35 protein-coding genes are annotated in these 23,651 nt (G+C 55.6%); 1 reads left to right on the forward strand and 34 read right to left on the reverse strand.

The window, feature by feature from the left end:
- The first annotated feature begins 96 nt into the window (after window positions 1-96).
- Window positions 97-2,931 carry an excinuclease ABC subunit UvrA gene (uvrA, locus tag D8U82_RS25465; protein ID WP_016772948.1) on the forward strand — a complete coding sequence of 945 codons (2,835 nt, stop codon included), beginning with the start codon at window positions 97-99 and terminating at the stop codon, window positions 2,929-2,931.
- Window positions 2,932-2,995: 64 nt separating this feature from the next.
- On the opposite strand, the gene bfr is transcribed toward uvrA, so the two are convergent.
- The 34 genes from bfr to rpsL all read right to left on the reverse strand — a co-directional run bounded on the left by bfr (window position 2,996) and on the right by rpsL (window position 23,475).
- The gene (gene bfr, locus D8U82_RS25470; RefSeq protein ID WP_016772947.1) at window positions 2,996-3,463 is read right to left on the reverse strand and encodes a bacterioferritin; all 468 of its coding nucleotides are present in this window, start codon (window positions 3,461-3,463) and stop codon (window positions 2,996-2,998) included.
- 167 nt (window positions 3,464-3,630) lie between these two features.
- Complete coding sequence (locus tag D8U82_RS25475; RefSeq protein WP_130903218.1) at window positions 3,631-5,067, reverse strand: catalase; 1,437 nt, start codon at window positions 5,065-5,067, stop codon at window positions 3,631-3,633.
- A 239-nt stretch (window positions 5,068-5,306) separates the two neighbouring features.
- Window positions 5,307-5,693: a 50S ribosomal protein L17 gene (rplQ, locus tag D8U82_RS25480; protein WP_003176402.1), complete on the reverse strand. Its 387-nt coding sequence runs from the start codon at window positions 5,691-5,693 to the stop codon at window positions 5,307-5,309.
- A gap of 42 nt (window positions 5,694-5,735) precedes the next feature.
- On the reverse strand, window positions 5,736-6,737 hold the full coding sequence (gene rpoA / locus D8U82_RS25485) for a DNA-directed RNA polymerase subunit alpha (protein ID WP_016772946.1): 1,002 nt from the start codon (window positions 6,735-6,737) through the stop codon (window positions 5,736-5,738).
- A gap of 22 nt (window positions 6,738-6,759) precedes the next feature.
- Complete coding sequence (gene rpsD / locus D8U82_RS25490; RefSeq protein ID WP_003176404.1) at window positions 6,760-7,380, reverse strand: 30S ribosomal protein S4; 621 nt, start codon at window positions 7,378-7,380, stop codon at window positions 6,760-6,762.
- 18 nt (window positions 7,381-7,398) lie between these two features.
- Entirely contained in the window at window positions 7,399-7,788 is a 390-nt protein-coding gene (gene rpsK / locus D8U82_RS25495) for a 30S ribosomal protein S11 (RefSeq protein WP_002555466.1), read from the reverse strand.
- 30 nt (window positions 7,789-7,818) lie between these two features.
- A complete protein-coding gene (rpsM, locus tag D8U82_RS25500; RefSeq protein ID WP_003186020.1) occupies window positions 7,819-8,175 on the reverse strand; it encodes a 30S ribosomal protein S13 in 357 nt (118 codons plus the stop codon).
- 130 nt (window positions 8,176-8,305) lie between these two features.
- Window positions 8,306-8,422 carry a 50S ribosomal protein L36 gene (rpmJ, locus tag D8U82_RS25505; protein ID WP_002555468.1) on the reverse strand — a complete coding sequence of 39 codons (117 nt, stop codon included), beginning with the start codon at window positions 8,420-8,422 and terminating at the stop codon, window positions 8,306-8,308.
- 27 nt (window positions 8,423-8,449) lie between these two features.
- Complete coding sequence (gene secY / locus D8U82_RS25510) at window positions 8,450-9,778, reverse strand: preprotein translocase subunit SecY (protein WP_016772945.1); 1,329 nt, start codon at window positions 9,776-9,778, stop codon at window positions 8,450-8,452.
- Entirely contained in the window at window positions 9,779-10,216 is a 438-nt protein-coding gene (gene rplO / locus D8U82_RS25515) for a 50S ribosomal protein L15 (RefSeq protein ID WP_011336169.1), read from the reverse strand.
- 3 nt (window positions 10,217-10,219) lie between these two features.
- The gene (rpmD, locus tag D8U82_RS25520) at window positions 10,220-10,396 is read right to left on the reverse strand and encodes a 50S ribosomal protein L30 (RefSeq protein ID WP_003176408.1); all 177 of its coding nucleotides are present in this window, start codon (window positions 10,394-10,396) and stop codon (window positions 10,220-10,222) included.
- A 2-nt stretch (window positions 10,397-10,398) separates the two neighbouring features.
- Window positions 10,399-10,899 (reverse strand): 30S ribosomal protein S5, encoded by a 501-nt coding sequence (gene rpsE, locus D8U82_RS25525; protein WP_007955637.1) that lies wholly within the window; start codon window positions 10,897-10,899, stop codon window positions 10,399-10,401.
- Between the two features lie 3 nt (window positions 10,900-10,902).
- Window positions 10,903-11,253, reverse strand: a complete 351-nt coding sequence (rplR, locus tag D8U82_RS25530) for a 50S ribosomal protein L18 (RefSeq protein WP_003186037.1) — start codon at window positions 11,251-11,253, stop codon at window positions 10,903-10,905.
- 10 nt (window positions 11,254-11,263) lie between these two features.
- Complete coding sequence (gene rplF, locus D8U82_RS25535) at window positions 11,264-11,797, reverse strand: 50S ribosomal protein L6 (protein WP_003228722.1); 534 nt, start codon at window positions 11,795-11,797, stop codon at window positions 11,264-11,266.
- Window positions 11,798-11,809: 12 nt separating this feature from the next.
- The gene (gene rpsH, locus D8U82_RS25540; RefSeq protein WP_016772944.1) at window positions 11,810-12,202 is read right to left on the reverse strand and encodes a 30S ribosomal protein S8; all 393 of its coding nucleotides are present in this window, start codon (window positions 12,200-12,202) and stop codon (window positions 11,810-11,812) included.
- A 208-nt stretch (window positions 12,203-12,410) separates the two neighbouring features.
- Window positions 12,411-12,716 (reverse strand): 30S ribosomal protein S14, encoded by a 306-nt coding sequence (gene rpsN, locus D8U82_RS25545; protein WP_003186042.1) that lies wholly within the window; start codon window positions 12,714-12,716, stop codon window positions 12,411-12,413.
- Window positions 12,717-12,729: 13 nt separating this feature from the next.
- Window positions 12,730-13,269, reverse strand: coding sequence for a 50S ribosomal protein L5 (gene rplE / locus D8U82_RS25550; RefSeq protein WP_003210069.1), 540 nt, complete (start codon window positions 13,267-13,269; stop codon window positions 12,730-12,732).
- A gap of 20 nt (window positions 13,270-13,289) precedes the next feature.
- On the reverse strand, window positions 13,290-13,604 hold the full coding sequence (gene rplX / locus D8U82_RS25555; RefSeq protein WP_003186046.1) for a 50S ribosomal protein L24: 315 nt from the start codon (window positions 13,602-13,604) through the stop codon (window positions 13,290-13,292).
- A gap of 11 nt (window positions 13,605-13,615) precedes the next feature.
- Window positions 13,616-13,984, reverse strand: a complete 369-nt coding sequence (gene rplN, locus D8U82_RS25560; RefSeq protein WP_002555479.1) for a 50S ribosomal protein L14 — start codon at window positions 13,982-13,984, stop codon at window positions 13,616-13,618.
- A gap of 23 nt (window positions 13,985-14,007) precedes the next feature.
- Window positions 14,008-14,274, reverse strand: coding sequence for a 30S ribosomal protein S17 (gene rpsQ / locus D8U82_RS25565; RefSeq protein WP_003194644.1), 267 nt, complete (start codon window positions 14,272-14,274; stop codon window positions 14,008-14,010).
- A 2-nt stretch (window positions 14,275-14,276) separates the two neighbouring features.
- Window positions 14,277-14,468: a 50S ribosomal protein L29 gene (gene rpmC / locus D8U82_RS25570; RefSeq protein WP_002555481.1), complete on the reverse strand. Its 192-nt coding sequence runs from the start codon at window positions 14,466-14,468 to the stop codon at window positions 14,277-14,279.
- Window positions 14,468-14,881 carry a 50S ribosomal protein L16 gene (gene rplP, locus D8U82_RS25575; RefSeq protein WP_003228729.1) on the reverse strand — a complete coding sequence of 138 codons (414 nt, stop codon included), beginning with the start codon at window positions 14,879-14,881 and terminating at the stop codon, window positions 14,468-14,470. The genes rpmC and rplP overlap by 1 nt, the downstream gene beginning before the upstream one ends.
- 12 nt (window positions 14,882-14,893) lie before the next feature.
- Complete coding sequence (gene rpsC / locus D8U82_RS25580; RefSeq protein ID WP_003176422.1) at window positions 14,894-15,580, reverse strand: 30S ribosomal protein S3; 687 nt, start codon at window positions 15,578-15,580, stop codon at window positions 14,894-14,896.
- 13 nt (window positions 15,581-15,593) lie between these two features.
- On the reverse strand, window positions 15,594-15,926 hold the full coding sequence (gene rplV, locus D8U82_RS25585) for a 50S ribosomal protein L22 (protein ID WP_003103908.1): 333 nt from the start codon (window positions 15,924-15,926) through the stop codon (window positions 15,594-15,596).
- Window positions 15,927-15,937: 11 nt separating this feature from the next.
- Window positions 15,938-16,213 (reverse strand): 30S ribosomal protein S19, encoded by a 276-nt coding sequence (gene rpsS / locus D8U82_RS25590; protein WP_011336172.1) that lies wholly within the window; start codon window positions 16,211-16,213, stop codon window positions 15,938-15,940.
- A 16-nt stretch (window positions 16,214-16,229) separates the two neighbouring features.
- Entirely contained in the window at window positions 16,230-17,054 is an 825-nt protein-coding gene (gene rplB / locus D8U82_RS25595) for a 50S ribosomal protein L2 (protein ID WP_016772943.1), read from the reverse strand.
- 14 nt (window positions 17,055-17,068) lie between these two features.
- On the reverse strand, window positions 17,069-17,368 hold the full coding sequence (gene rplW / locus D8U82_RS25600) for a 50S ribosomal protein L23 (RefSeq protein ID WP_002555488.1): 300 nt from the start codon (window positions 17,366-17,368) through the stop codon (window positions 17,069-17,071).
- Window positions 17,365-17,967 (reverse strand): 50S ribosomal protein L4, encoded by a 603-nt coding sequence (gene rplD, locus D8U82_RS25605; protein ID WP_003228735.1) that lies wholly within the window; start codon window positions 17,965-17,967, stop codon window positions 17,365-17,367. Before rplD ends, rplW begins: the two co-directional genes overlap by 4 nt.
- Before the next feature lie 12 nt (window positions 17,968-17,979).
- Window positions 17,980-18,615, reverse strand: a complete 636-nt coding sequence (gene rplC, locus D8U82_RS25610) for a 50S ribosomal protein L3 (RefSeq protein WP_003228738.1) — start codon at window positions 18,613-18,615, stop codon at window positions 17,980-17,982.
- 80 nt (window positions 18,616-18,695) lie between these two features.
- Window positions 18,696-19,007 carry a 30S ribosomal protein S10 gene (gene rpsJ, locus D8U82_RS25615; RefSeq protein ID WP_003186070.1) on the reverse strand — a complete coding sequence of 104 codons (312 nt, stop codon included), beginning with the start codon at window positions 19,005-19,007 and terminating at the stop codon, window positions 18,696-18,698.
- Window positions 19,008-19,161: 154 nt separating this feature from the next.
- A complete protein-coding gene (gene tuf, locus D8U82_RS25620; protein WP_064361246.1) occupies window positions 19,162-20,355 on the reverse strand; it encodes an elongation factor Tu in 1,194 nt (397 codons plus the stop codon).
- 31 nt (window positions 20,356-20,386) lie between these two features.
- Window positions 20,387-22,492 (reverse strand): elongation factor G, encoded by a 2,106-nt coding sequence (gene fusA, locus D8U82_RS25625; protein WP_016772942.1) that lies wholly within the window; start codon window positions 22,490-22,492, stop codon window positions 20,387-20,389.
- 30 nt (window positions 22,493-22,522) lie between these two features.
- Window positions 22,523-22,996 (reverse strand): 30S ribosomal protein S7, encoded by a 474-nt coding sequence (gene rpsG / locus D8U82_RS25630; protein WP_016772941.1) that lies wholly within the window; start codon window positions 22,994-22,996, stop codon window positions 22,523-22,525.
- Between the two features lie 107 nt (window positions 22,997-23,103).
- Window positions 23,104-23,475 carry a 30S ribosomal protein S12 gene (gene rpsL, locus D8U82_RS25635; RefSeq protein WP_003186084.1) on the reverse strand — a complete coding sequence of 124 codons (372 nt, stop codon included), beginning with the start codon at window positions 23,473-23,475 and terminating at the stop codon, window positions 23,104-23,106.
- Window positions 23,476-23,651: the final 176 nt, after the last annotated feature.

Here is a 23,651-nt window from a genome sequence, read left to right on the forward strand (position 1 = left end):
CATGAACGGCAAAACGCCCTTCGTTTGATAGTGTGCATCCATCCAGTATTTGCCCGTATACTCCTACGTTTTCGACGCCCGCCAAGCGAGGCCACTTTGGACAAGATCCTGATACGTGGGGCCCGTACCCACAACCTGAAGAACATCGACCTGACCCTGCCACGGGACAAACTGATCGTCATCACCGGCCTGTCCGGATCCGGCAAGTCGTCCCTGGCGTTCGACACGCTGTATGCCGAAGGTCAGCGCCGCTATGTCGAATCGCTGTCGGCCTATGCCCGGCAGTTCCTGTCGATGATGGAAAAACCCGACGTCGACACCATCGAAGGCCTGTCGCCGGCGATCTCCATCGAACAGAAGTCGACCTCGCACAACCCGCGTTCCACGGTCGGCACCATCACCGAAATCTACGACTACCTGCGCTTGCTCTATGCCCGCGTCGGTACGCCGCGTTGCCCGGATCACGACATTCCACTGGAAGCGCAGACCGTCAGCCAGATGGTCGATCTGGTGCTGGCGCAGCCGGAAGGCAGCAAACTCATGCTGCTGGCGCCGGTGATCCGCGAGCGCAAGGGCGAACACCTGTCGGTCTTCGAAGAATTGCGTGCGCAAGGTTTCGTCCGCGCCCGGGTCAACGGGCGGATCTGCGAGCTCGACGAGCTGCCGAAGCTGGATAAACAGAAGAAGCATTCGATCGATGTGATCGTCGACCGCTTCAAGGTCCGCGCCGATCTGCAGCAACGTCTGGCCGAATCCTTCGAAACCGCGCTGAAACTGGCCGACGGCATTGCCCTGGTCGCGCCGATGGACGACGAGCCGGGCGAAGAAATGATCTTCTCCGCACGCTTCGCCTGCCCGATCTGCGGCCATGCGATCAGCGAGCTGGAACCCAAGCTGTTTTCCTTCAACAACCCGGCCGGCGCCTGCCCGACCTGTGATGGCCTGGGTGTGAAGCAGTTCTTCGACATCAAGCGTCTGGTCAATGGCGAGCTGACCCTGGCTGAAGGTGCAATACGCGGCTGGGACAGGCGCAACGTTTATTACTTCCAGATGCTCGGCTCACTCGCCTCGCACTACAAGTTCAGCCTGGATAAACCCTTCAACGAGCTGAGCGCCGAGCAGCAGAAGTTCATCCTGCACGGTAGCGGCTCGCAGAACGTCGACTTCAAATACCTCAACGACCGTGGCGACATCGTCAAACGCTCGCACCCGTTCGAAGGTATCGTGCCGAATCTTGAGCGTCGCTATCGCGAAACCGAATCGGCGAGCGTGCGCGAAGAGCTGGCCAAGTTCCTCAGTCATCAGGCCTGCCCGGATTGCCGTGGCACGCGTCTGCGCCGTGAAGCGCGGCACGTCTGGGTCGGCGAGAAAACCTTGCCGGCAGTGACCAATCTGCCGATCGGCGATGCCTGCGAATATTTCGGCGCGCTGAAGATGACCGGTCGCCGCGGCGAGATCGCCGACAAGATCCTCAAGGAAATCCGCGAGCGTCTGCAATTCCTGGTCAACGTCGGCCTCGACTATCTGTCGCTGGATCGCAGCGCGGACACGCTCTCCGGTGGCGAGGCGCAGCGGATTCGTCTGGCCAGCCAGATTGGCGCCGGCCTGGTCGGTGTTCTGTATATCCTCGATGAACCATCCATTGGCCTGCATCAGCGCGACAACGACCGGCTGCTCGGTACGCTCAAGCATTTGCGCGATATCGGCAACACGGTGATCGTGGTCGAGCATGATGAAGACGCGATTCGTCTGGCTGACTATGTCGTCGATATCGGCCCGGGCGCAGGTGTACACGGCGGGCGGATCGTTGCCGAGGGCACGCCGGATGAAGTCATGGCGCACCCGGATTCGCTGACTGGCAAATACCTGTCCGGCCGGGTGAAGATCGAAGTGCCGGCCAAACGCACGCCGCGCAACAAGAAGCTCAACCTGTCGCTCAAAGGTGCGCGTGGCAACAACCTGCGCAACGTCGATCTGGACATCCCGATCGGCCTGCTGACTTGCGTGACTGGCGTATCCGGTTCGGGCAAATCGACCCTGATCAACAACACGCTGTTCCCGCTCAGCGCCACTGCACTGAATGGCGCGACCACGCTGGAAGCGGCTGCGCATGACAGCATCAAAGGTCTGGAACATCTCGACAAAGTCGTCGATATCGACCAGAGCCCGATCGGCCGTACGCCGCGCTCCAACCCGGCGACCTACACCGGGCTGTTCACACCGATCCGCGAACTGTTTGCCGGCGTGCCCGAGTCGCGCTCCCGTGGTTACGGCCCGGGGCGTTTCTCGTTCAACGTCAAGGGCGGTCGCTGCGAAGCGTGCCAGGGCGATGGCCTAATCAAGGTGGAAATGCACTTCCTGCCGGACATCTACGTGCCCTGCGATGTGTGCAAGAGCAAGCGCTACAACCGCGAAACCCTTGAGATCAAATACAAGGGCAAGAGCATCCATGAAACCCTCGAAATGACCATCGAGGAAGCACGGGAGTTCTTCGATGCGGTGCCGGCACTGGCGCGCAAGCTGCAAACGCTGATGGATGTCGGCCTGTCCTACATCAAGCTGGGGCAGTCGGCGACGACCCTGTCCGGCGGTGAAGCACAGCGGGTCAAGTTGTCGCGCGAGCTGTCCAAACGCGATACGGGCAAAACCCTGTATATCCTCGATGAGCCAACCACCGGCCTGCACTTCGCCGATATCCAGCAGTTACTCGATGTTCTGCATCGTCTGCGCGATCACGGCAACACCGTGGTGGTGATCGAGCATAACCTCGATGTGATCAAGACCGCTGACTGGTTGGTGGACCTCGGTCCTGAAGGCGGTTCCAAGGGCGGGCAGATCATTGCCACCGGTACGCCGGAGGAAGTTGCCGAGATGAAGCAATCTCACACCGGCCATTACCTCAAGCCGTTGCTGATCCGCGATCGGGCTTAACTGCCAGGCATGAAAAAGCCCCTGTCACCGTTGAAGTGACAGGGGCTTTTTTGTAGCCGTGCAATCAGGACGCGTGGGATTGCAGGTAGTTCTCGAGACCGATCAGCTTGATCAGGCCCAGCTGCTTTTCCAGCCAGTAGGTGTGATCTTCTTCGGTGTCGTTGAGCTGAACCCGCAGAATTTCGCGGCTGACATAGTCCTTGTGTTGCTCGCAAAGTTCGATGCCTTTGCACAGCGCAGCGCGGACTTTGTATTCGAGGCGCAGATCAGCTTCGAGCATCGTAGGCACCGTGGTGCCGACATCCAGATCATCCGGACGCATGCGCGGCGTGCCTTCGAGCATCAGAATCCGCCGCATCAACGCATCGGCGTGGCCGGCTTCTTCTTCCATCTCGTGGTTGATGCGCTCGTAGAGCTTGGTGAACCCCCAGTCCTCATACATCCGCGAATGAACGAAATATTGGTCACGCGCGGCCAGCTCGCCGGTCAGCAACGTATTGAGGTAATCGATTACATCTGGGTGGCCTTGCATCGCCCTACATCTCCCTTCCTGAAAGTCTGTAGTTTGAACCAACCTGACCGGAAGGTCACTCGCTTCGCGCAATAAAAGCGAAGATATTCTGAGAAAAGCGGGCCAAATAACGCAAAAACCGCCCAAATGAGGGCGGTTCTGCTTCTCGTTTAGACTACGTTAAGCTGTCAGTTGAGCAGCTTTGCGATTGCTTCTCCATACGCCGGATCGGCTTTGTAAAAATGCTGCAACTGACGATCCACGACGTCGCTGGAAACACCCGCCATTGCGCCGGCAATGTTGCTGACCAGCAATGCTTTCTGCTCGTCGCTCATCAAGCGGAACAAGGCACCGGCATGGCTGTAGTAGTCGGTGTCTTCGCGGTGATCATAACGATCAGCAGCACCGCTCAAGGCCAGCGCTGGCTCAGCGTAATGTGGCGCTTGTTTCGGCGACTCAACGTAGCTGTTCGGTTCATAGTTCGGCGCCGCGCCGCCATTGCTGCCGAACGCCATGGAGCCGTCACGCTGATAAGTATTCACCGGACTGCGCGGAGCGTTCACCGGCAATTGCTGGTGATTGGTACCTACGCGATAGCGGTGTGCGTCAGCGTAGGCGAATACGCGACCTTGCAGCATGCGGTCTGGCGACAGACCGACGCCTGGCACCATGTTGCTCGGGCCAAACGCAGCCTGTTCAACTTCAGCGAAGTAGTTCAGCGGGTTGCGGTTCAGCTCCAGCTCACCGACTTCGATCAATGGAAACTCTTTCTGCGACCAGGTCTTGGTCACGTCGAACGGATTCTCGTAATGAGCCGCCGCTTGCGCTTCGGTCATGATCTGAATGCACACGCGCCATTTCGGGAATTCACCGCGCTCGATGGCCTCGAACAGGTCACGCTGCGCATAGTCCGGGTCGGTACCGGCCAAACGGGCGGCCTCGGCTGGCGCCAGGTTCTTGATGCCCTGCTGGGTCTTGTAGTGCCACTTCACCCAGTGACGCTCACCTTTGCCGTTGATCAGGCTGTAGGTGTGGCTACCGAAGCCGTGCATGTGACGGTAGCCGTCAGGGATGCCACGATCAGAAAACAGGATGGTGACCTGGTGCAGCGCTTCAGGCGAATGCGACCAGAAATCCCACATCATCTGCGCGCTTTTCAGGTTGCTTTGCGGCAGACGCTTTTGCGTGTGGATAAAGTCAGGAAATTTCAGCGGATCGCGGATGAAGAACACTGGCGTGTTGTTGCCGACGATGTCCCAATTGCCTTCCTCGGTGTAGAACTTCAAGGCGAAGCCGCGCGGATCGCGCTCAGTGTCGGCCGAACCACGCTCGCCACCTACGGTGGAAAAGCGCAGAAAGGTTGGCGTTTGTTTGCCTACCGATTCGAACAACTTTGCACTGGTGTATTCGGTGATTTCACTGGTGACGGTGAACGTACCGTAAGCGCCCGAGCCCTTAGCGTGGACACGGCGTTCTGGAATGTTTTCACGGTTGAAGTGCGCAAGTTTTTCGATCAGATGGAAATCGTCGAGAAGCAGCGGACCGCGTGGGCCGGCGGAACGGGAATTCTGGTTGTCAGCGACTGGCGCGCCACTGGCGGTTGTAAGCGTCTTGGTCTGGCTCATGCGGTCTTCTTCCTCTGTCAGTCTTGAACTGCCGGCTAATGGGCTTGGCGGGAAGTATTGATCATCGACGTTACAGCTACAAATTCATTAACTTGCAGGCATCGATAGATAATTACTAATTATGTTTTCCCGGCACATAGTGGCAGTTCAACCATGTCAGAAACTTGTACGGACGACGCATTTCTTACAGGCACAAAAAACCGGGCACTAGGCCCGGTTCTTTGTTTCAGACTGACGTCTTACTCGGCGGATACAGCTTCGCCAGCAGTAGCACGATCAACCAACTCGACGTACGCCATAGGCGCGTTGTCGCCAGCGCGGAAACCGCACTTGAGGATGCGCAGGTAGCCACCCTCACGGGTAGCGTAACGCTTGCCCAGGTCGTTGAAGAGCTTACCAACGATAGCTTTCGAACGAGTACGGTCGAAAGCCAGACGGCGGTTAGCCAGGCTGTCTGTCTTGGCCAGAGTGATCAGCGGCTCGGCAACGCGGCGCAGTTCTTTGGCTTTTGGCAGAGTAGTTTTGATCAGCTCGTGCTCGAACAGCGACACCGCCATGTTTTGGAACATGGCCTTGCGGTGCGAGCTGGTGCGGCTCAGGTGACGACCACTTTTACGATGACGCATGGTTCATTCCTTACCAAACACTACGTTCGGTGATTACGACGATCAGGCAGTCGCCTTGTCGTCCTTCTTAAGACTTGCAGGCGGCCAGTTGTCGAGGCGCATGCCGAGGGACAGACCGCGGGAGGCCAGAACGTCCTTGATTTCAGTCAAGGATTTCTTGCCCAGGTTCGGAGTCTTCAACAGCTCTACTTCGGTACGCTGAATCAGGTCGCCGATGTAGTAGATGTTTTCCGCCTTAAGGCAGTTAGCCGAACGTACAGTCAGTTCCAGATCGTCAACCGGGCGAAGCAGGATCGGATCGATCTCGTCTTCCTGCTCGACAACCAGCGGCTCACTTTCACCTTTGAGGTCGACGAACGCAGCCAGCTGCTGTTGCAGGATGGTTGCAGCGCGACGGATAGCCTCTTCAGGATCCAGGGTACCGTTGGTTTCCAGATCAATAACCAGCTTGTCCAGGTTGGTACGCTGTTCGACACGGGCGTTTTCCACCACGTAAGCGATACGGCGAACCGGGCTGAACGAAGAGTCGAGCTGCAAGCGACCGATGCTGCGGCTTTCGTCTTCATCGCTCTGACGCGAGTCGGCTGGTTCATAACCACGACCACGAGCTACGGTGAGCTTCATGTTCAGGGCGCCGTTAGACGCCAGGTTAGCGATTACGTGATCGGGATTAACGATCTCGACATCATGATCCAGCTGAATATCGGCAGCGGTAACCACCCCCGAACCCTTCTTCGACAAGGTCAGCGTAACTTCGTCACGACCGTGCAGCTTGATGGCCAGACCTTTAAGGTTCAACAGGATTTCAATTACGTCTTCCTGTACACCTTCGATGGCGCTGTACTCGTGGAGCACACCGTCAATCTCGGCCTCGACTACTGCGCAGCCGGGCATTGAGGACAACAGGATGCGGCGCAGCGCGTTGCCCAGGGTGTGGCCAAAACCACGCTCGAGAGGCTCGAGAGTGATCTTGGCGCGGGTTGGACTGACAACCTGCACATCAATGTGGCGGGGTGTCAGGAACTCATTTACCGAAATCTGCATGGATGCACCTATTTTCTAGCCCTTACTTGGAGTAGAGCTCGACAATCAGGCTTTCGTTGATGTCGGCGGACAGATCACTGCGAGCAGGAACGTTCTTGAAAACGCCCGACTTCTTCTCAGTGTCTACTTCTACCCATTCTACGCGGCCACGTTGGGCACACAGATCGAGAGCTTGGACAATGCGAAGTTGGTTTTTTGCTTTCTCGCGAACTGCAACCACGTCACCAGCACGAACCTGATACGACGGAACGTTTACGGTCTGACCGTTTACGCTGATCGACTTGTGCGATACCAGCTGGCGGGATTCGGCACGAGTCGAACCAAAGCCCATACGGTATACAACGTTGTCCAGACGGCATTCGAGCAGTTGCAGCAGGTTTTCACCGGTTGCACCTTTCTTGCCAGCAGCTTCTTTGTAGTAGCCGCTGAACTGACGCTCGAGAACGCCGTAGATACGACGGACCTTCTGCTTTTCACGCAGTTGGGTGCCGTAGTCGGACTGGCGACCGCGGCGTTGGCCGTGGATACCAGGTGCTGCTTCAATGTTGCACTTCGATTCGATCGCGCGCACGCCGCTCTTCAGGAAGAGATCGGTGCCTTCGCGACGAGCGAGTTTGCATTTTGGACCAATGTAACGAGCCATTCTTTACAATCTCCTGGATTACACGCGGCGCTTCTTCGGCGGACGGCACCCGTTGTGCGGGATTGGCGTCACGTCGGTGATGCTGGCGATCTTGTAGCCACAGCCGTTCAAAGCGCGGACTGCGGATTCACGACCTGGACCTGGACCCTTGACGTTGACGTCGAGGTTTTTCAGGCCGTATTCCAGCGCAGCTTGACCAGCACGCTCAGCAGCTACTTGAGCAGCGAACGGGGTGGACTTGCGGGAACCGCGGAAACCCGAACCACCGGAGGTAGCCCAGGAAAGAGCGTTACCTTGACGGTCGGTGATGGTCACGATGGTGTTGTTAAAAGATGCATGGATGTGGGCGATGCCATCAACCACTGTCTTTTTAACTTTTTTACGAGGACGAGCAGCAGGTTTTGCCATGATTAAATTCCTGTCGATTCGCTGGGGCGATTACTTGCGGATCGGCTTACGCGGACCTTTACGGGTACGCGCGTTGGTCTTGGTACGCTGACCGCGTACTGGCAGACCACGACGATGACGCAGACCGCGATAGCAACCGAGGTCCATCAAGCGCTTGATTTTCATGTTGATTTCGCGACGCAGGTCACCTTCAGTGGTGAACTTCGCCACTTCGCCACGCAGCTGTTCAATTTGCTCGTCGCTCAGATCTTTGATCTTTGCTGCTGGGTTTACCCCAGTCACTGCACAGATCTTCTGCGCAGTAGTGCGACCAACACCATAGATGTAGGTCAGCGAGATAACAGTATGCTTGTTATCTGGAATGTTAACGCCTGCAATACGGGCCATTCAGTGGGACTCCAATTGACAGCTACCTACGCCCCGGAAGCCAAGAAATAGGGCGCGAGATAATATCGCTGTAATAACAAATAATCAACCCGGTAGCGCACTAGCTACCGGGCTTGAAGCACAATCACACTCAGCCTTGGCGCTGTTTGTGACGCGGTTCCGCGCTGCAAATTACTCGAACAACACCTTCGCGGCGAATAATCTTGCAGTTACGGCACAGCTTTTTCACCGATGCACGAACTTTCATCACCAACTCCTCGAACCTTATGGGTACTCAGCGCAACATGCCGCTGCCGTAACCCTTCAGGTTGGCTTTCTTCATCAGGGATTCGTACTGGTGCGAAACGAGGTGCGATTGTACTTGGGACATGAAGTCCATCACAACCACGACCACGATCAGCAACGAGGTCCCGCCAAGGTAGAACGGAACGTTTGCTGCAACCACCAGGAATTGGGGCAACAGGCACACGGCCGTCATGTAAAGAGCACCGAACAGGGTCAAGCGGGTCAGAACGCCATCAATATAGCGCGCAGACTGCTCACCTGGACGGATGCCCGGAATAAAGGCACCGGACTTCTTCAGGTTTTCCGCTACGTCTTTCGGATTGAACATCAACGCCGTATAGAAGAAGCAGAAGAAAATAATCCCTGCACTAAACAGCAGAATATTCAACGGCTGACCAGGAGCGATCGACTGCGAGATGTCCTGCAACCAGCCCATACCTTCAGACTGACCGAACCAGGCACCCAACGAAGCCGGAAACAGCAAGATGCTGCTCGCGAAAATAGCCGGAATAACACCGGCCATGTTCACCTTCAGCGGCAAGTGGCTTGTCTGCGCAGCAAAAACCTTGCGGCCCTGCTGACGCTTGGCGTAGTGAACAGCGATACGACGCTGGCCACGCTCAATGAAAACCACGAAACCGATAATCGCTACTGCCAGCAAACCGATGGCAACCAGGGCGAAGATGTTGATATCACCCTGACGCGCAGACTCGAAAGACTGCCCGATTGCTCTCGGAAGACCGGCGACGATACCCGAAAAAATCAACATCGAGATACCGTTGCCAACACCACGCTCAGTAATCTGCTCACCCAGCCACATCATGAACATCGCACCAGCCACAAATGTGGTTACCGCGACGAAATGGAAGCCAAAGTCACCAGTGAACGCGACGCCCTGCCCCGCCAGACCAATGGACATGCCAATAGCCTGGACCAGAGCGAGAGCGACGGTGAGGTAGCGGGTGTACTGGCTAATCTTGCGACGGCCAGCTTCACCTTCCTTCTTCAACTGCTCCAGCTGCGGGCTGACGGCGGTCATCAGTTGCATGATGATCGATGCCGAAATGTACGGCATGATCCCCAGTGCAAAGATGCTCATCCGTTCCAGCGCGCCGCCGGAGAACATGTTGAACAAGCTAAGAATGGTCCCCTCATTCTGTCGAAACAGGTCTGCGAGTCGGTCCGGGTTGATACCTGGAACCGGGATGTGTGCGCCTATTCGGTAGACGATAATCGCCAGGAACAGAAAACGCAGACGAGCCCAGAGTTCAGACATACCGCCTTTGCCGAGCGCAGAGAGAGCACCTTGCTTAGCCATTTATTCCTCGAACTTGCCGCCAGCTGCTTCGATAGCCGCACGCGCACCTTTGGTGGCGCCGATTCCCTTGCCGATAGTGACAGCGCGAGCCACTTCACCGGACAGCATGATTTTCACACGCTGTACGTTGACGTTGATCACGTTGGCATCTTTCAGGGACTGCACAGTAACGATGTCGCCTTCCACTTTGGCCAGCTCGGACAAACGCACTTCTGCGCGATCCATGGCTTTCAGGGAAACGAAACCGAACTTAGGCAGGCGACGATGCAGCGGCTGTTGACCGCCTTCAAAGCCTGGAGCGATGGTGCCACCGGAGCGGGAGGTCTGACCTTTGTGACCACGGCCACCAGTCTTGCCCAAACCACTACCGATACCACGGCCCGGACGATGCTTTTCGCGACGGGAACCCGGCGCTGGACTCAGATCATTGAGTTTCATCGATTAACCCTCGACACGCAGCATGTAGTAAGCCTTGTTGATCATCCCGCGATTCTCGGGAGTATCCTGGACTTCTACAGTGTGACCGATGCGACGCAGACCCAGACCCTTAACGCACAGTTTGTGGTTAGGGATGCGGCCGGTCATGCTTTTGATCAGCGTAACTTTAACGGTAGCCATGATTACTTGATCTCCTCAACACGCAGGCCACGCTTGGCAGCGATGGACTCAGGAGACTGCATAGCCTTCAGACCCTTGAAAGTGGCGTGAACCACGTTTACCGGGTTAGTCGAGCCGTAGCACTTGGCCAGAACGTTCTGAACGCCAGCAACTTCGAGGACAGCACGCATAGCGCCGCCAGCGATGATACCGGTACCTTCAGAAGCAGGCTGCATGTACACCTTCGAAGCGCCGTGAGCGGACTTCATTGCGTACTGCAGAGTGGTGCCGTTCAGGTCAACTTGAATCATGTTGCGGCGAGCAGCTTCCATTGCCTTCTGGATCGCAGCAGGCACTTCACGCGACTTGCCACGGCCGAAGCCAACACGCCCTTTACCATCACCAACCACGGTCAACGCGGTGAAAGTGAAGATACGGCCGCCTTTAACGGTTTTGGCTACGCGGTTAACTTGAACCAGCTTCTCGATGTAGCCTTCGTCGCGCTTTTGGTCGTTATTTGACATAACTTAGAACTCCAGCCCAGCTTCACGAGCAGCATCAGCCAGCGCTTTAACGCGGCCGTGGTACTTGAAGCCAGAGCGGTCGAAAGCCACTTGCGATACGCCAGCGGCCTTAGCACGCGTAGCGACCAGCTGGCCAACCTTTGTGGCCGCGTCGATGTTGCCAGTGGCACCATCACGCAGTTCTTTATCCAAAGTCGAGGCACTTGCCAGGACTTTGTTGCCGTCGGCCGAGATGACCTGGGCGTAGATGTGCTGCGACGAGCGGAACACGCAGAGACGCACGACTTCGAGTTCGTGCATTTTCAGGCGTGCTTTGCGAGCGCGACGCAGTCGAGTAACTTTTTTGTCGGTCATTTGCTATGCCCTACTTCTTCTTGGCTTCTTTACGACGGACGACTTCGTCCGCGTAGCGCACACCTTTGCCTTTGTATGGCTCTGGTGGACGGAAGTCGCGGATCTCGGCGGCCACTTGACCTACCAGCTGCTTGTCGATGCCCTTGATCAGGATATCGGTCTGGCTAGGAGTCTCAGCGGTGATGCCTTCCGGCAGTTCGTAATCCACTGGGTGCGAGAAGCCAAGAGCCAGGTTCAGAACCTGACCTTTTGCTTGCGCTTTGTAACCAACACCGACCAGCTGGAGCTTGCGCTCGAAGCCTTGGCTTACGCCCTGGACCATGTTGTTTACCAACGCACGCGTGGTACCGGCCATTGCGCGAGTTTGTTGATCGCCATTGCGAGCAGCGAAACGCAGCTCACCAGCTTCTTCAACGATCTCAACGGACGAATGGATGTTCAGTTCAAGAGTACCCTTGGCACCCTTCACCGAAAGCTGTTGGCCTGCGAATTTGACTTCGACACCGGCTGGCAGCTTAACGGGGTTCTTAGCGACGCGAGACATGCTTATCCCCCCTTAGAACACAGTGCAAAGAACTTCGCCGCCGACACCGGCAGCGCGCGCAGCACGATCCGTCATCACACCTTTGTTGGTGGAGACGATAGACACGCCAAGACCGCCACGAACTTTCGGCAGATCTTCAACGGACTTGTACTGACGCAGGCCTGGACGACTAACGCGCTTCACTTCTTCGATAACCGGACGGCCTTCGAAGTACTTCAGCGAGATGGACAGCGACGGCTTGGCGTCGGTGGTGATCTGAAAATCCGCGATGTAACCTTCGTCCTTCAGGACTTTTGCTACAGCTGCCTTCAACGTGGAAGACGGCATGCTTACGACAGACTTTTCAGCCATCTGGGCATTACGGATTCGAGTTAGCATGTCCGCTAACGGGTCCTGCATACTCATGGGCTAGACGCTCCTAATACAAAAAAATTAGCCTTGCGGCTACTACTTGTCGCCGAGAACTTCCGGGCAGAAAAACACGGGCTCAGGCGAGCCGGTCATTCTAGACACACCCCAGAAATGAATCAAGCCCCAAAAGGGGCTTGATTCAGATTCAAGGCCACCGATGGTCAGGTTCTTGCGAACCCGAACACCGAGACTTTGACGACTATTACCAGCTGGCTTTAACCAGACCTGGCACGTCACCACGCATTGCAGCTTGACGCAGCATGTTACGGCCGAGGCCGAACTTGCGGTACACGCCGTGCGGACGACCAGTCAGGCGGCAACGGTTACGCATGCGCGAAGCGCTTGCGTCACGTGGTTGCTTCTGCAGAGCTACGGTAGCTTCCCAACGCGCTTCTGGACTTGCGTTCAGATCAACGATGATAGCTTTCAGCGCTGCACGCTTGGTGGCGTACTTGGCAACGGTGAGCTGACGCTTCAGCTCACGGTTCTTCATGCTCTTCTTGGCCATTTTCCTACTCCAATCAGTTGCGGAACGGGAATTTGAAAGCACGCAGCAGAGCGCGGCCTTCATCATCGTTCTTGGCAGTGGTGGTCAGGGTAATGTCCAGACCGCGGAGAGCATCGATCTTGTCGTAGTCGATTTCCGGGAAGATGATCTGCTCTTTCACGCCCATGCTGTAGTTGCCACGACCATCGAAGGACTTGGCATTCAGGCCGCGGAAGTCGCGAACCCGAGGCAGGGAGATCGACAGCAGACGATCCAGGAACTCGTACATACGCTCACGGCGCAGGGTCACTTTGACGCCGATCGGCCATCCTTCGCGGACTTTGAAGCCAGCGATGGATTTACGAGCGTAGGTCACAACGACTTTCTGGCCGGTGATCTTTTCCAGGTCAGCAACAGCGTGCTCGATGACTTTTTTGTCGCCGATCGCTTCGCCCAGACCCATGTTCAGGGTGATTTTGGTAACGCGCGGAACTTCCATCACGTTCGAAAGCTTAAGTTCTTCCTTAAGTTTCGGAGCGATTTCCTTCCGGTAAATCTCTTTTAGTCGTGCCATGGTCTTCTACCTAGCAGTGTTCAAGCATCAACCGCTTTTTGGGTCGACTTGAAGACACGAATTTTCTTACCGTCTTCTACTTTGAAACCAACGCGGTCAGCCTTGTTGGTTTCGCCGTTGAAGATGGCGACGTTGGAAGCGTGCAGTGGCGCTTCTTTCTCGACGATACCGCCCTGTACGCCCGACATCGGGTTAGGCTTGGTATGACGCTTGACCAGGTTCAGACCACCAACAACCAGACGGTTGTCAGCAAGAACCTTCAGCACCTTACCGCGCTTACCTTTGTCTTTGCCGGCGATCACGATGATCTCGTCGTCACGACGAATCTTTTGCATGTCGGATCTCCTTACAGCACTTCTGGGGCGAGCGAGACGATCTTCATGAACTTCTCAGTACGAAGTTCACGGGTCACTGGCCCAAAGATACGGGTGCCGATCGGCTCTTGCTTGTTGTTCAGAAGAACAGCAGCGTTGCCATCAAAGCGGATAATGGAGCCATCAGCACGACGTACGCCGTGACGAGTGCGGACTACAACAGCAGTCATCACTTGGCCTTTTTTCACCTTACCGCGAGGAATTGCTTCCTTCACGGTAACTTTGATGATGTCACCGATACCAGCGTAACGACGATGGGAGCCACCCAGCACCTTGATGCACATAACACGGCGAGCGCCGCTGTTATCGGCCACATCGAGCATGGATTGAGTCTGAATCATATAATTTCTCCGACCCCTAGCCCTTAGACTTCCACAGCGCGTTCGAGAACATCAACCAGCGCCCAAGACTTGGTCTTGGCCATCGGACGAGTTTCACGAATAGTGACTTTGTCGCCGATGTGGCACTGATTGGTTTCGTCGTGCGCGTGCAGCTTAGTCGAACGCTTAACGTATTTACCGTAGATCGGGTGCTTTACGCGACGCTCGATCAGAACGGTGATGGTTTTGTCCATCTTGTCGCTGACAACACGGCCAGTCAGCGTACGGACAGTTTTTTCGGCTTCAGCCATGATCACTTACCTGCCTGCTGGTTGAGCACAGTCTTCACGCGAGCGATGTCACGCTTAACTTGCGAGAGCAGATGAGACTGCCCCAACTGGCCAGTTGCTTTCTGCATGCGCAGATTGAACTGGTCGCGCAGCAAGCCGAGCAGTTGCTCGTTCAGCTGCTGTGCGGATTTTTCACGAAGTTCATTCGCTTTCATCACATCACCGTCCGTTTAACAAAGGAGGTGGCGAGCGGCAGCTTTGCAGCAGCCAGGGCGAAAGCCTCACGCGCCAGCTCTTCAGAAACACCCTCGATTTCATACAGGACTTTGCCTGGCTGAATCTGGGCAACCCAGTACTCCACGTTACCCTTACCTTTACCCATACGAACCTCGAGAGGTTTCTTGGAGATCGGCTTGTCCGGGAATACACGGATCCAGATCTTGCCGCCACGTTTTACGTGACGGGTCAGAGCACGACGCGCTGACTCGATCTGACGAGCGGTGAGACGACCACGAGCAACAGACTTCAGCGCGAACTCGCCGAAGCTGACTTTGCTACCGCGCAGTGCCAGACCACGGTTGTGGCCGGTCATCTGCTTGCGGAACTTCGTACGCTTTGGTTGCAACATTTGGCGTACCCCTTACTTAGCAGCTTTTTTACGAGGCGCTGGTGCTTGTGGTTTCAGTTCTTCTTGGCGACCACCAATAACTTCGCCTTTGAAGATCCAAACCTTTACACCGATCACACCGTAAGTGGTGTGAGCTTCGTAGTTGGCATAGTCGATGTCGGCACGCAGGGTGTGCAGTGGCACACGACCTTCGCGATACCATTCAGTACGTGCGATTTCAGCACCGCCGAGACGACCGCTCACTTGGATTTTGATGCCTTTGGCACCAATGCGCATGGCGTTCTGTACAGCGCGCTTCATAGCGCGACGGAACATTACACGACGCTCCAGCTGCTGAGCTACGCTCTGCGCAACCAGCATACCGTCGAGCTCCGGCTTGCGGATCTCTTCGATATTGATGTGCACAGGCACACCCATTTGCTTGGTCAGGTCCTGACGCAGTTTCTCAACATCTTCACCTTTCTTCCCGATAACGATACCTGGACGAGCGGTGTGGATGGTGATGCGTGCAGTTTGGGCCGGACGATGGATATCGATACGGCTTACGGACGCGCTTTTTAGTTTGTCTTGGAGATACTCACGCACTTTCAGATCTGCGAACAAGTAGTCCGCATAAGTCCGACCGTCTGCGTACCAGACGGAGGTGTGCTCCTTGACGATTCCCAGGCGAATGCCAATGGGATGTACTTTCTGACCCATCTCTTCGACTCCGTTACTTGTCAGCAACCTTGACAGTGATATGGCAAGACCGCTTGACGATGCGATCAGCACGGCCTTTGGCACGTGGCATGATGCGCTTCAGCGAACGCCCTTCGTTGACGAAAACGGTGCTGACCTTCAGGTCATCAACGTCTGCGCCTTCGTTATGCTCGGCGTTGGCTACGGCCGACTCCAGCACTTTCTTCATGATCTCGGCGGCTTTCTTACTGCTGAAAGCCAACAGGTTGAGCGCTTCGCCCACCTTCTTCCCGCGGATCTGGTCGGCGACCAAGCGGGCTTTCTGGGCGGAGATTCGAGCGCCCGACAACTTAGCGGCTACTTCCATTTCCTTACCCCTTAACGCTTGGCTTTCTTGTCAGCCACGTGCCCGCGATAGTTGCGGGTACCGGCGAACTCGCCCAGTTTGTGGCCGACCATGTCTTCGTTAACGAGAACTGGGACGTGCTGACGACCGTTGTGTACTGCGATGGTCAGACCGACCATTTGTGGCAGGATCATCGAACGACGCGACCAGGTTTTAATTGGTTTGCGATCGTTCTTTTCCGCCGCCACTTCGATCTTCTTCAGTAGGTGAAGATCAATAAAAGGACCTTTTTTCAGAGAACGTGGCACTGTCGTATCCCTCTATTTACTTGCGACGACGGACGATCATTTTGTCGGTACGCTTATTACCACGAGTCTTCGCGCCCTTAGTCGGGAAGCCCCATGGCGATACCGGATGACGACCACCAGAGGTACGACCTTCACCACCACCATGTGGGTGGTCAACCGGGTTCATGGCAACACCACGAACGGTTGGGCGAACGCCACGCCAGCGTTTGGCACCAGCTTTACCCAGCGAACGCAGGCTGTGCTCGGAGTTCGAGACTTCACCCAGGGTCGCACGGCATTCAGCCAGGACTTTACGCATTTCACCGGAACGCAGACGCAGGGTCACGTAGACACCTTCACGAGCGATCAGCTGAGCCGAAGCACCAGCGGAACGAGCGATCTGTGCACCTTTACCTGGCTTCAATTCGATGCCGTGTACGGTAGAACCGACTGGAATGTTGCGCAGTTGCAGAGCGTTGCCTGGCTTGATTGGAGCCAGAGCGCCTGCGATCAGCTGGTCGCCAGCACTCACGCCTTTAGGGGCGATGATGTAGCGGCGCTCGCCGTCTGCGTAGCAGAGCAGTGCGATGTGAGCAGTACGGTTTGGATCGTATTCGATACGCTCGACAGTGGCGACGATGCCATCTTTGTCGTTGCGACGGAAATCGACCATACGGTAATGCTGCTTATGACCACCACCGATGTGACGAGTGGTAATACGGCCATTGTTGTTACGACCACCAGACTTCGATTTTTTCTCGAGCAGCGGTGCGTGAGGAGCGCCTTTATGCAGCTCCTGGTTGACCACCTTGACCACAAAACGGCGGCCAGGGGAAGTCGGTTTGCATTTAACGATTGCCATGATGCACCCCTTCCTTACTCAGCACTGCTGCTGAAATCGAGATCTTGGCCTGGCTGAAGGGAGATAACTGCCTTCTTCCAGTCATTACGCTTGCCCAGACCGCGAGCAGTGCGCTTGCTCTTACCCAGAACGTTCAGGGTAGTGACGCGCTCTACTTTCACGCTGAACAGGCTTTCGACGGCCTTCTTGATTTCCAGCTTGGTTGCATCAGTAGCAACCTTGAAAACGAACTGGCCTTTCTTGTCTGCCAGAACCGTAGCCTTCTCGGAAACGTGCGGGCCAAGCAGAACTTTAAATACGCGTTCCTGGTTCATCCCAGCAGCTCCTCGAATTTCTTCACGGCCGACACGGTGATCAACACCTTGTCGTATGCGATCAGACTAACTGGATCGGAACCTTGCACATCACGTACATCTACGTGCGGCAGGTTGCGAGCAGCCAGGTACAGGTTCTGATCAACAGCGTCCGACACGATCAGAACGTCGGTCAGGCTCATGTTGTTCAGTTTGCCCAGCAGATCTTTGGTTTTCGGAGTTTCAACAGCGAAATCCTGAACCACGACCAGACGATCAGTACGCACCAGCTCAGCAAGAATGGAACGCATTGCTGCGCGATACATCTTCTTGTTCAGCTTCTGGGAGTGATCCTGTGGACGAGCTGCGAAAGTGGTACCGCCGCCACGCCAGATTGGGCTACGGATAGTACCAGCACGAGCACGGCCAGTACCTTTCTGACGCCATGGGCGCTTGCCGCCACCACGAACGTCGGAACGGGTCTTCTGCTGCTTGCTACCTTGACGGCCGCCGGCCATGTAGGCCACGACTGCTTGGTGAACCAGCGTCTCGTTGAATTCGCCGCCAAATGTCAGTTCGGAAACTTCGATCGCTTGAGCGTCATTTACATTTAATTGCATGTCAGCTTCCCCTTAACCGCGAGCCTTGGCTGCTGGACGTACAACCAGGTTGCCGCCAGTAGCGCCAGGAACAGCACCCTTGACCAACAACAGATTGCGTTCAGCGTCCACGCGCACTACTTCCAGGGACTGCACGGTCACGCGCTCAGCGCCCATATGACCGGACATTTTTTTGCCCTTGAATACACGACCAGGAGTCTGGCACTGGCCGATAGAGCCTGGGACGCGGTGGGATACGGAGTTACCGTGGGTGTTATCTTGCCCGCGGAAATTCCAACGCTTGATCGTACCCTGGAAGCCTTTACCCTTGGACTGACCGGTTACATCAACCAGTTGACCAGCGGCGAAGATTTCAGCGTTGATCAGATCGCCAGCCTGGTACTCGCCTTCTTCAAGGCGGAATTCCATGGTGGTGCGACCAGCGGCAACGTTCGCTTTAGCGAAGTGGCCAGCCTGAGCTGCTGTTACACGCGAAGCGCGACGCTCGCCGACAGTGACTTGCACTGCACGATAGCCATCGGTCTCTTCAGTTTTGAACTGGGTGACGCGATTCGGCTCGATCTCAATGACCGTGACCGGAATGGAGACACCTTCTTCGGTGAAAATACGGGTCATACCGCATTTACGACCGACTACACCAATAGTCATGTTGTAAACCTCATGAGTGTACGGGGCTTTCACCCGCTATGGCCGCCCATTTCAGAGCGTTACACGACCAAGACCGAGTCTTAGCCGAGGCTGATCTGCACTTCCACACCGGCCGCAAGATCAAGCTTCATCAGCGCATCAACGGTTTTATCCGTTGGCTGGACGATGTCCAGAACACGCTTATGAGTGCGGATCTCGTACTGGTCACGCGCGTCTTTGTTGACGTGCGGGGAAACCAGAACGGTGAACCGCTCTTTACGGGTAGGCAGTGGAATTGGACCACGCACTTGAGCACCAGTACGTTTCGCGGTTTCCACGATTTCCTGGGTTGATTGGTCGATCAGGCGATGGTCAAAAGCCTTCAACCTGATACGGATTTGCTGATTTTGCATTGGATTTCAGACTCCGGCTGCTATTCCCACCGGGCGCAATACGCCCGTTAAAAGGAGGCGCAATTCTATAGACGCCCCTGATAGGTGTCAACCCAATAAAAAAGCCCCCGCTGAGCGGGGGCTTTTTCAATCCATCAAGCTGACTTTAAAAGTCTTACTCGATGATTTTGGCTACGACGCCAGCGCCGACGGTACGACCGCCTTCACGGATAGCGAAACGCAGACCGTCTTCCATCGCGATGGTTTTGATCAGGGTAACAGTCATCTGAATGTTGTCACCTGGCATTACCATTTCAACGCCTTCTGGCAGCTCGCAGTTACCAGTCACGTCAGTAGTACGGAAGTAGAACTGTGGACGGTAGCCTTTGAAGAACGGAGTGTGACGACCGCCTTCTTCCTTGCTCAGAACGTAAACTTCTGCGGTGAACTTGGTGTGCGGCTTGACCGAACCTGGCTTGACCAGAACCTGGCCACGCTCAACGTCGTCACGCTTGGTACCACGCAGCAGAACGCCGCAGTTCTCGCCAGCACGACCTTCGTCGAGCAGCTTGCGGAACATTTCAACACCAGTGCAAGTAGTAACGGTGGTGTCACGCAGACCAACGATTTCCAGCGGATCCTGAACGCGAACGATACCGCGCTCGATACGACCAGTCACAACAGTACCGCGACCCGAGATCGAGAATACGTCTTCGATTGGCATCAGGAATGGCTTGTCGATCATACGAACTGGTTCTGGGATGTAGGCATCCAGAGTTTCAACCAGTTTCTTGACGGCAGTGGTGCCCATCTCGTTGTCGTCTTTGCCTTCCAGCGCCATACGAGCCGAACCGATGATGATCGGAGTGTCGTCGCCCGGGAAGTCGTAAGTCGACAGCAGGTCACGAACTTCCATCTCAACCAGTTCCAGCAGCTCAGCGTCGTCTACCAGGTCAGCCTTGTTCAGGAAGACCACGATGTACGGAACGCCAACCTGACGGGACAGCAGGATGTGCTCACGGGTTTGCGGCATCGGACCATCAGCGGCCGAGCAAACCAGGATAGCGCCGTCCATCTGAGCAGCACCGGTGATCATGTTCTTCACGTAGTCAGCGTGACCTGGGCAGTCAACGTGAGCGTAGTGACGGATCTTCGAGTTGTACTCAACGTGCGCGGTGTTGATGGTGATACCGCGAGCTTTTTCTTCTGGTGCGCTGTCGATCTTGTCGAAGTCAACGATTGCAGAACCGAAAACTTCGGAGCAAACGCGAGTCAGAGCAGCAGTCAGAGTGGTTTTACCGTGGTCAACGTGACCAATGGTGCCAACGTTGACGTGCGGTAGGGAACGATCAAATTTTTCTTTAGCCACGACAATTAACTCCTAGCCTAAAGGGGCTGAATCAGCCTTGTTTTTTGGTTACGGATTCGACGATGTGCGACGGAGCCGTATCGTATTTTTTGAATTCCATAGAGTAGCTTGCGCGACCCTGGGACATGGAACGAACGTCGGTCGCATAACCGAACATCTCACCCAGTGGAACCTCGGCACGGATAACCTTGCCGGACACTGTGTCTTCCATACCCTGGATCATGCCGCGACGACGGTTAAGGTCGCCCATCACATCACCCATATAGTCTTCAGGCGTAACAACCTCTACCGCCATGATCGGCTCGAGCAACTCACCACCACCCTTCTGGGCCAGTTGCTTGGTCGCCATGGAAGCAGCCACCTTGAACGCCATCTCGTTGGAGTCGACGTCGTGGTAAGAACCATCGAACACGGTAGCCTTCAGGCCGATCAGCGGATAGCCGGCAACAACGCCGTTCTTCATCTGCTCTTCGATACCCTTCTGGATAGCCGGGATGTATTCCTTAGGAACCACACCACCTACAACTTCGTTCACGAATTGCAGACCTTCCTGACCTTCGTCAGCAGGAGCAAAACGGATCCAGCAGTGACCGAACTGGCCGCGACCACCGGACTGACGAACGAACTTGCCTTCGATTTCACAGTTCTTCGTGATGCGCTCACGATACGAAACCTGAGGCTTGCCGATGTTGGCTTCGACGTTGAACTCACGGCGCATCCGGTCAACCAGGATGTCCAGGTGCAGCTCGCCCATGCCGGAGATGATCGTCTGACCAGTCTCTTCATCAGTTTTAACGCGGAAAGACGGGTCTTCCTGAGCAAGCTTGCCCAGAGCGATACCCATTTTTTCCTGGTCATCCTTGGTCTTAGGCTCTACGGCAACCGAAATAACCGGCTCCGGGAAGTCCATGCGAACCAGGATGATTGGCTTGTCAGCGTTGCAGAGGGTTTCACCAGTGGTGACGTCCTTCATGCCGATCAGGGCCGCGATGTCACCAGCGCGTACTTCCTTGATCTCTTCACGGGCGTTTGCGTGCATTTGCACCATACGACCCACGCGCTCTTTCTTGCCTTTGACCGAGTTGATCACGCCGTCGCCGGAGTTCAACACGCCCGAGTAAACGCGGACGAAGGTCAGGGTACCCACGAATGGGTCGGTAGCGATCTTGAACGCCAGAGCCGCGAAAGGCTCGTTGTCGTCTGCATGACGCTCCATCTCTTCTTCCTCGTTATCAGGGTTGGAACCCTTGATAGCAGGAATGTCGGTCGGAGCAGGCAGGTAGTCGATAACGGCGTCGAGAACCAGGGGAACGCCCTTGTTCTTGAACGAAGAACCGCAAACGGCCAGAACGATTTCGCCGGCGATAGTACGCTGACGCAAAGCAGCCTTGATCTCTTCGATCGACAGCTCTTCGCCTTCCAGGTACTTGTTCATCAGCTCTTCGTTGGCTTCGGCAGCAGCTTCAACCATGTTGTTGCGCCACTCTTCAGCCAGCTCTTGGAGCTCGGCAGGAATGTCCTTGCGAACAGGGACCATACCTTTATCGGAGTCGTTCCAGTAGACAGCTTGCATGTTGATCAGATCGATCTGACCCTGGAAGTTGTCTTCGGAGCCGATGGCCAACTGGATCGGCACCGGAGTGTGACCCAGACGCTGCTTGATCTGACCGATCACGCGCAGGAAGTTGGCGCCGGCACGGTCCATCTTGTTTACGTAAACAAGACGTGGAACGCCGTATTTGTTGGCTTGACGCCATACGGTTTCCGACTGCGGCTCAACACCCGAAGTACCGCAGAACACAACGACAGCGCCGTCGAGTACGCGCAGGGAACGCTCAACTTCAATGGTGAAGTCAACGTGGCCCGGGGTATCGATTACGTTGAAACGGTGCTCGTGAGAGTACTGCTTCTCGGAACCTTTCCAGAAGGCGGTAATGGCAGCAGAAGTAATGGTAATACCACGCTCCTGCTCCTGAACCATCCAGTCTGTGGTCGCGGCGCCATCATGCACCTCGCCCATTTTGTGACTTTTGCCGGTGTAAAACAGTACGCGCTCGGTGGTTGTGGTTTTACCAGCATCCACGTGAGCGACGATACCGATGTTACGGTAGCGGCTAATCGGAGTAGTACGAGCCATAAAGCCCTCGCAAAATTAGTGAAGCTAAAATTAGAAGCGGTAGTGCGAGAAAGCTTTGTTAGCTTCGGCCATACGGTGCACGTCTTCACGCTTCTTAACAGCAGCACCTTTACCTTCAGCAGCATCCAGCAGTTCGCCAGCCAAACGCAGAGCCATAGACTTCTCGCCGCGCTTACGGGCGAAGTCTACCAACCAGCGCATTGCCAGAGCGTTACGACGGGAAGGACGAACCTCGACCGGAACCTGGTAAGTAGCACCACCAACGCGGCGCGACTTCACTTCGACCAGCGGAGCGATGGCGTCGAGTGCTTTTTCGAAGAGTTCCAGGGGATCGGTGCCAGCCTTACGGGCCGCAACGGTTTCCAGGGCACCATAAACGATACGCTCGGCAACGGCTTTCTTGCCGCTTTCCATAACGTGGTTCATGAATTTGGCGAGGATCTGGCTTCCGTATTTCGGATCGTCCAGAATCTCACGCTTTGCTGCTACGCGACGTCTTGGCATGATAAGCCCTCAAGCGGTCTTCAGGTTAGCTCGGGACAGATCCAGAGGATGCGTGCCCGACCTTACTCTTATCGACTCAATAAAATAAAAATCTGCAAAACGGCCGATTACTTCGGACGCTTGGTACCGTACTTCGAACGACCCTGGTTACGGCCTTTAACGCCGGAAGTATCCAAGGAGCCGCGAACGGTGTGGTAACGAACACCTGGCAAGTCTTTTACACGACCGCCGCGGATCAGTACCACGCTGTGCTCTTGCAGGTTGTGGCCTTCACCACCGATGTACGAGGAAACCTCGAAACCGTTGGTCAGACGCACACGGCATACTTTACGCAGTGCCGAGTTAGGTTTTTTCGGCGTGGTGGTGTACACACGGGTGCACACGCCACGACGTTGCGGGCAGTTCTGCAGCGCAGGTACGTCGGATTTCTCGACGATACGCTTACGCGGCTGACGTACCAGCTGGTTGATAGTTGCCATCTACTAGCTCCACTGTTGTCTTGCGACGCTATTGTCTTGCAAGAAAAGCAAAATGGCAGGAACGAATTCCCGCCAAATTTAGGGGATCAAGAGTCTAAAGAGGATCTTGATTCCAGTCAAGGCAAGGCCCCGACCTCCCCGCCCATCGAACCTTGACTTGATGTCTCGATTCGACG

Source organism: Pseudomonas sp. Sample_23 (assembly GCF_004307595.1).
Taxonomy (GTDB): domain Bacteria; phylum Pseudomonadota; class Gammaproteobacteria; order Pseudomonadales; family Pseudomonadaceae; genus Aquipseudomonas; species Aquipseudomonas atacamensis.

Excerpts from the sequence above, each read along its gene's own strand:
- bfr (WP_016772947.1), bottom strand. The coding sequence starts at position 3,463 with ATGCAAGGCCACCCAGATGTAATCGATTACCTCAATACGTTGCTGACC.
- D8U82_RS25475 (WP_130903218.1), bottom strand. The coding sequence starts at position 5,067 with ATGAGCCAGACCAAGACGCTTACAACCGCCAGTGGCGCGCCAGTCGCT.
- rplQ (WP_003176402.1), bottom strand. The coding sequence starts at position 5,693 with ATGCGTCATCGTAAAAGTGGTCGTCACCTGAGCCGCACCAGCTCGCAC.
- rpoA (WP_016772946.1), bottom strand. The coding sequence starts at position 6,737 with ATGCAGATTTCGGTAAATGAGTTCCTGACACCCCGCCACATTGATGTG.
- rpsD (WP_003176404.1), bottom strand. The coding sequence starts at position 7,380 with ATGGCTCGTTACATTGGTCCAAAATGCAAACTCGCTCGTCGCGAAGGC.
- rpsK (WP_002555466.1), bottom strand. The coding sequence starts at position 7,788 with ATGGCAAAACCTGCTGCTCGTCCTCGTAAAAAAGTTAAAAAGACAGTG.
- rpsM (WP_003186020.1), bottom strand. The coding sequence starts at position 8,175 with ATGGCCCGTATTGCAGGCGTTAACATTCCAGATAACAAGCATACTGTT.
- rpmJ (WP_002555468.1), bottom strand. The coding sequence starts at position 8,422 with ATGAAAGTTCGTGCATCGGTGAAAAAGCTGTGCCGTAACTGCAAGATT.
- secY (WP_016772945.1), bottom strand. The coding sequence starts at position 9,778 with ATGGCTAAGCAAGGTGCTCTCTCTGCGCTCGGCAAAGGCGGTATGTCT.
- rplO (WP_011336169.1), bottom strand. The coding sequence starts at position 10,216 with ATGAAACTCAATGATCTGAGTCCAGCGCCGGGTTCCCGTCGCGAAAAG.
- rpmD (WP_003176408.1), bottom strand. The coding sequence starts at position 10,396 with ATGGCTACCGTTAAAGTTACGCTGATCAAAAGCATGACCGGCCGCATC.
- rpsE (WP_007955637.1), bottom strand. The coding sequence starts at position 10,899 with ATGTCAAATAACGACCAAAAGCGCGACGAAGGCTACATCGAGAAGCTG.
- rplR (WP_003186037.1), bottom strand. The coding sequence starts at position 11,253 with ATGACCGACAAAAAAGTTACTCGACTGCGTCGCGCTCGCAAAGCACGC.
- rplF (WP_003228722.1), bottom strand. The coding sequence starts at position 11,797 with ATGTCTCGCGTCGCTAAGAACCCCGTTAAGCTGCCAGCCGGTGTCGAA.
- rpsH (WP_016772944.1), bottom strand. The coding sequence starts at position 12,202 with ATGAGTATGCAGGACCCGTTAGCGGACATGCTAACTCGAATCCGTAAT.
- rpsN (WP_003186042.1), bottom strand. The coding sequence starts at position 12,716 with ATGGCCAAGAAGAGCATGAAGAACCGTGAGCTGAAGCGTCAGCTCACC.
- rplE (WP_003210069.1), bottom strand. The coding sequence starts at position 13,269 with ATGGCACGACTAAAAGAGATTTACCGGAAGGAAATCGCTCCGAAACTT.
- rplX (WP_003186046.1), bottom strand. The coding sequence starts at position 13,604 with ATGCAAAAGATTCGTCGTGACGACGAGATCATCGTGATCGCCGGCAAA.
- rplN (WP_002555479.1), bottom strand. The coding sequence starts at position 13,984 with ATGATTCAGACTCAATCCATGCTCGATGTGGCCGATAACAGCGGCGCT.
- rpsQ (WP_003194644.1), bottom strand. The coding sequence starts at position 14,274 with ATGGCTGAAGCCGAAAAAACTGTCCGTACGCTGACTGGCCGTGTTGTC.
- rpmC (WP_002555481.1), bottom strand. The coding sequence starts at position 14,468 with ATGAAAGCGAATGAACTTCGTGAAAAATCCGCACAGCAGCTGAACGAG.
- rplP (WP_003228729.1), bottom strand. The coding sequence starts at position 14,881 with ATGTTGCAACCAAAGCGTACGAAGTTCCGCAAGCAGATGACCGGCCAC.
- rpsC (WP_003176422.1), bottom strand. The coding sequence starts at position 15,580 with ATGGGTCAGAAAGTACATCCCATTGGCATTCGCCTGGGAATCGTCAAG.
- rplV (WP_003103908.1), bottom strand. The coding sequence starts at position 15,926 with ATGGAAGTAGCCGCTAAGTTGTCGGGCGCTCGAATCTCCGCCCAGAAA.
- rplB (WP_016772943.1), bottom strand. The coding sequence starts at position 17,054 with ATGGCAATCGTTAAATGCAAACCGACTTCCCCTGGCCGCCGTTTTGTG.
- rplW (WP_002555488.1), bottom strand. The coding sequence starts at position 17,368 with ATGAACCAGGAACGCGTATTTAAAGTTCTGCTTGGCCCGCACGTTTCC.
- rplD (WP_003228735.1), bottom strand. The coding sequence starts at position 17,967 with ATGCAATTAAATGTAAATGACGCTCAAGCGATCGAAGTTTCCGAACTG.
- rplC (WP_003228738.1), bottom strand. The coding sequence starts at position 18,615 with ATGACTATTGGTGTAGTCGGTCGTAAATGCGGTATGACCCGTATTTTC.
- rpsJ (WP_003186070.1), bottom strand. The coding sequence starts at position 19,007 with ATGCAAAATCAGCAAATCCGTATCAGGTTGAAGGCTTTTGACCATCGC.
- fusA (WP_016772942.1), bottom strand. The coding sequence starts at position 22,492 with ATGGCTCGTACTACTCCGATTAGCCGCTACCGTAACATCGGTATCGTC.
- rpsG (WP_016772941.1), bottom strand. The coding sequence starts at position 22,996 with ATGCCAAGACGTCGCGTAGCAGCAAAGCGTGAGATTCTGGACGATCCG.
- rpsL (WP_003186084.1), bottom strand. The coding sequence starts at position 23,475 with ATGGCAACTATCAACCAGCTGGTACGTCAGCCGCGTAAGCGTATCGTC.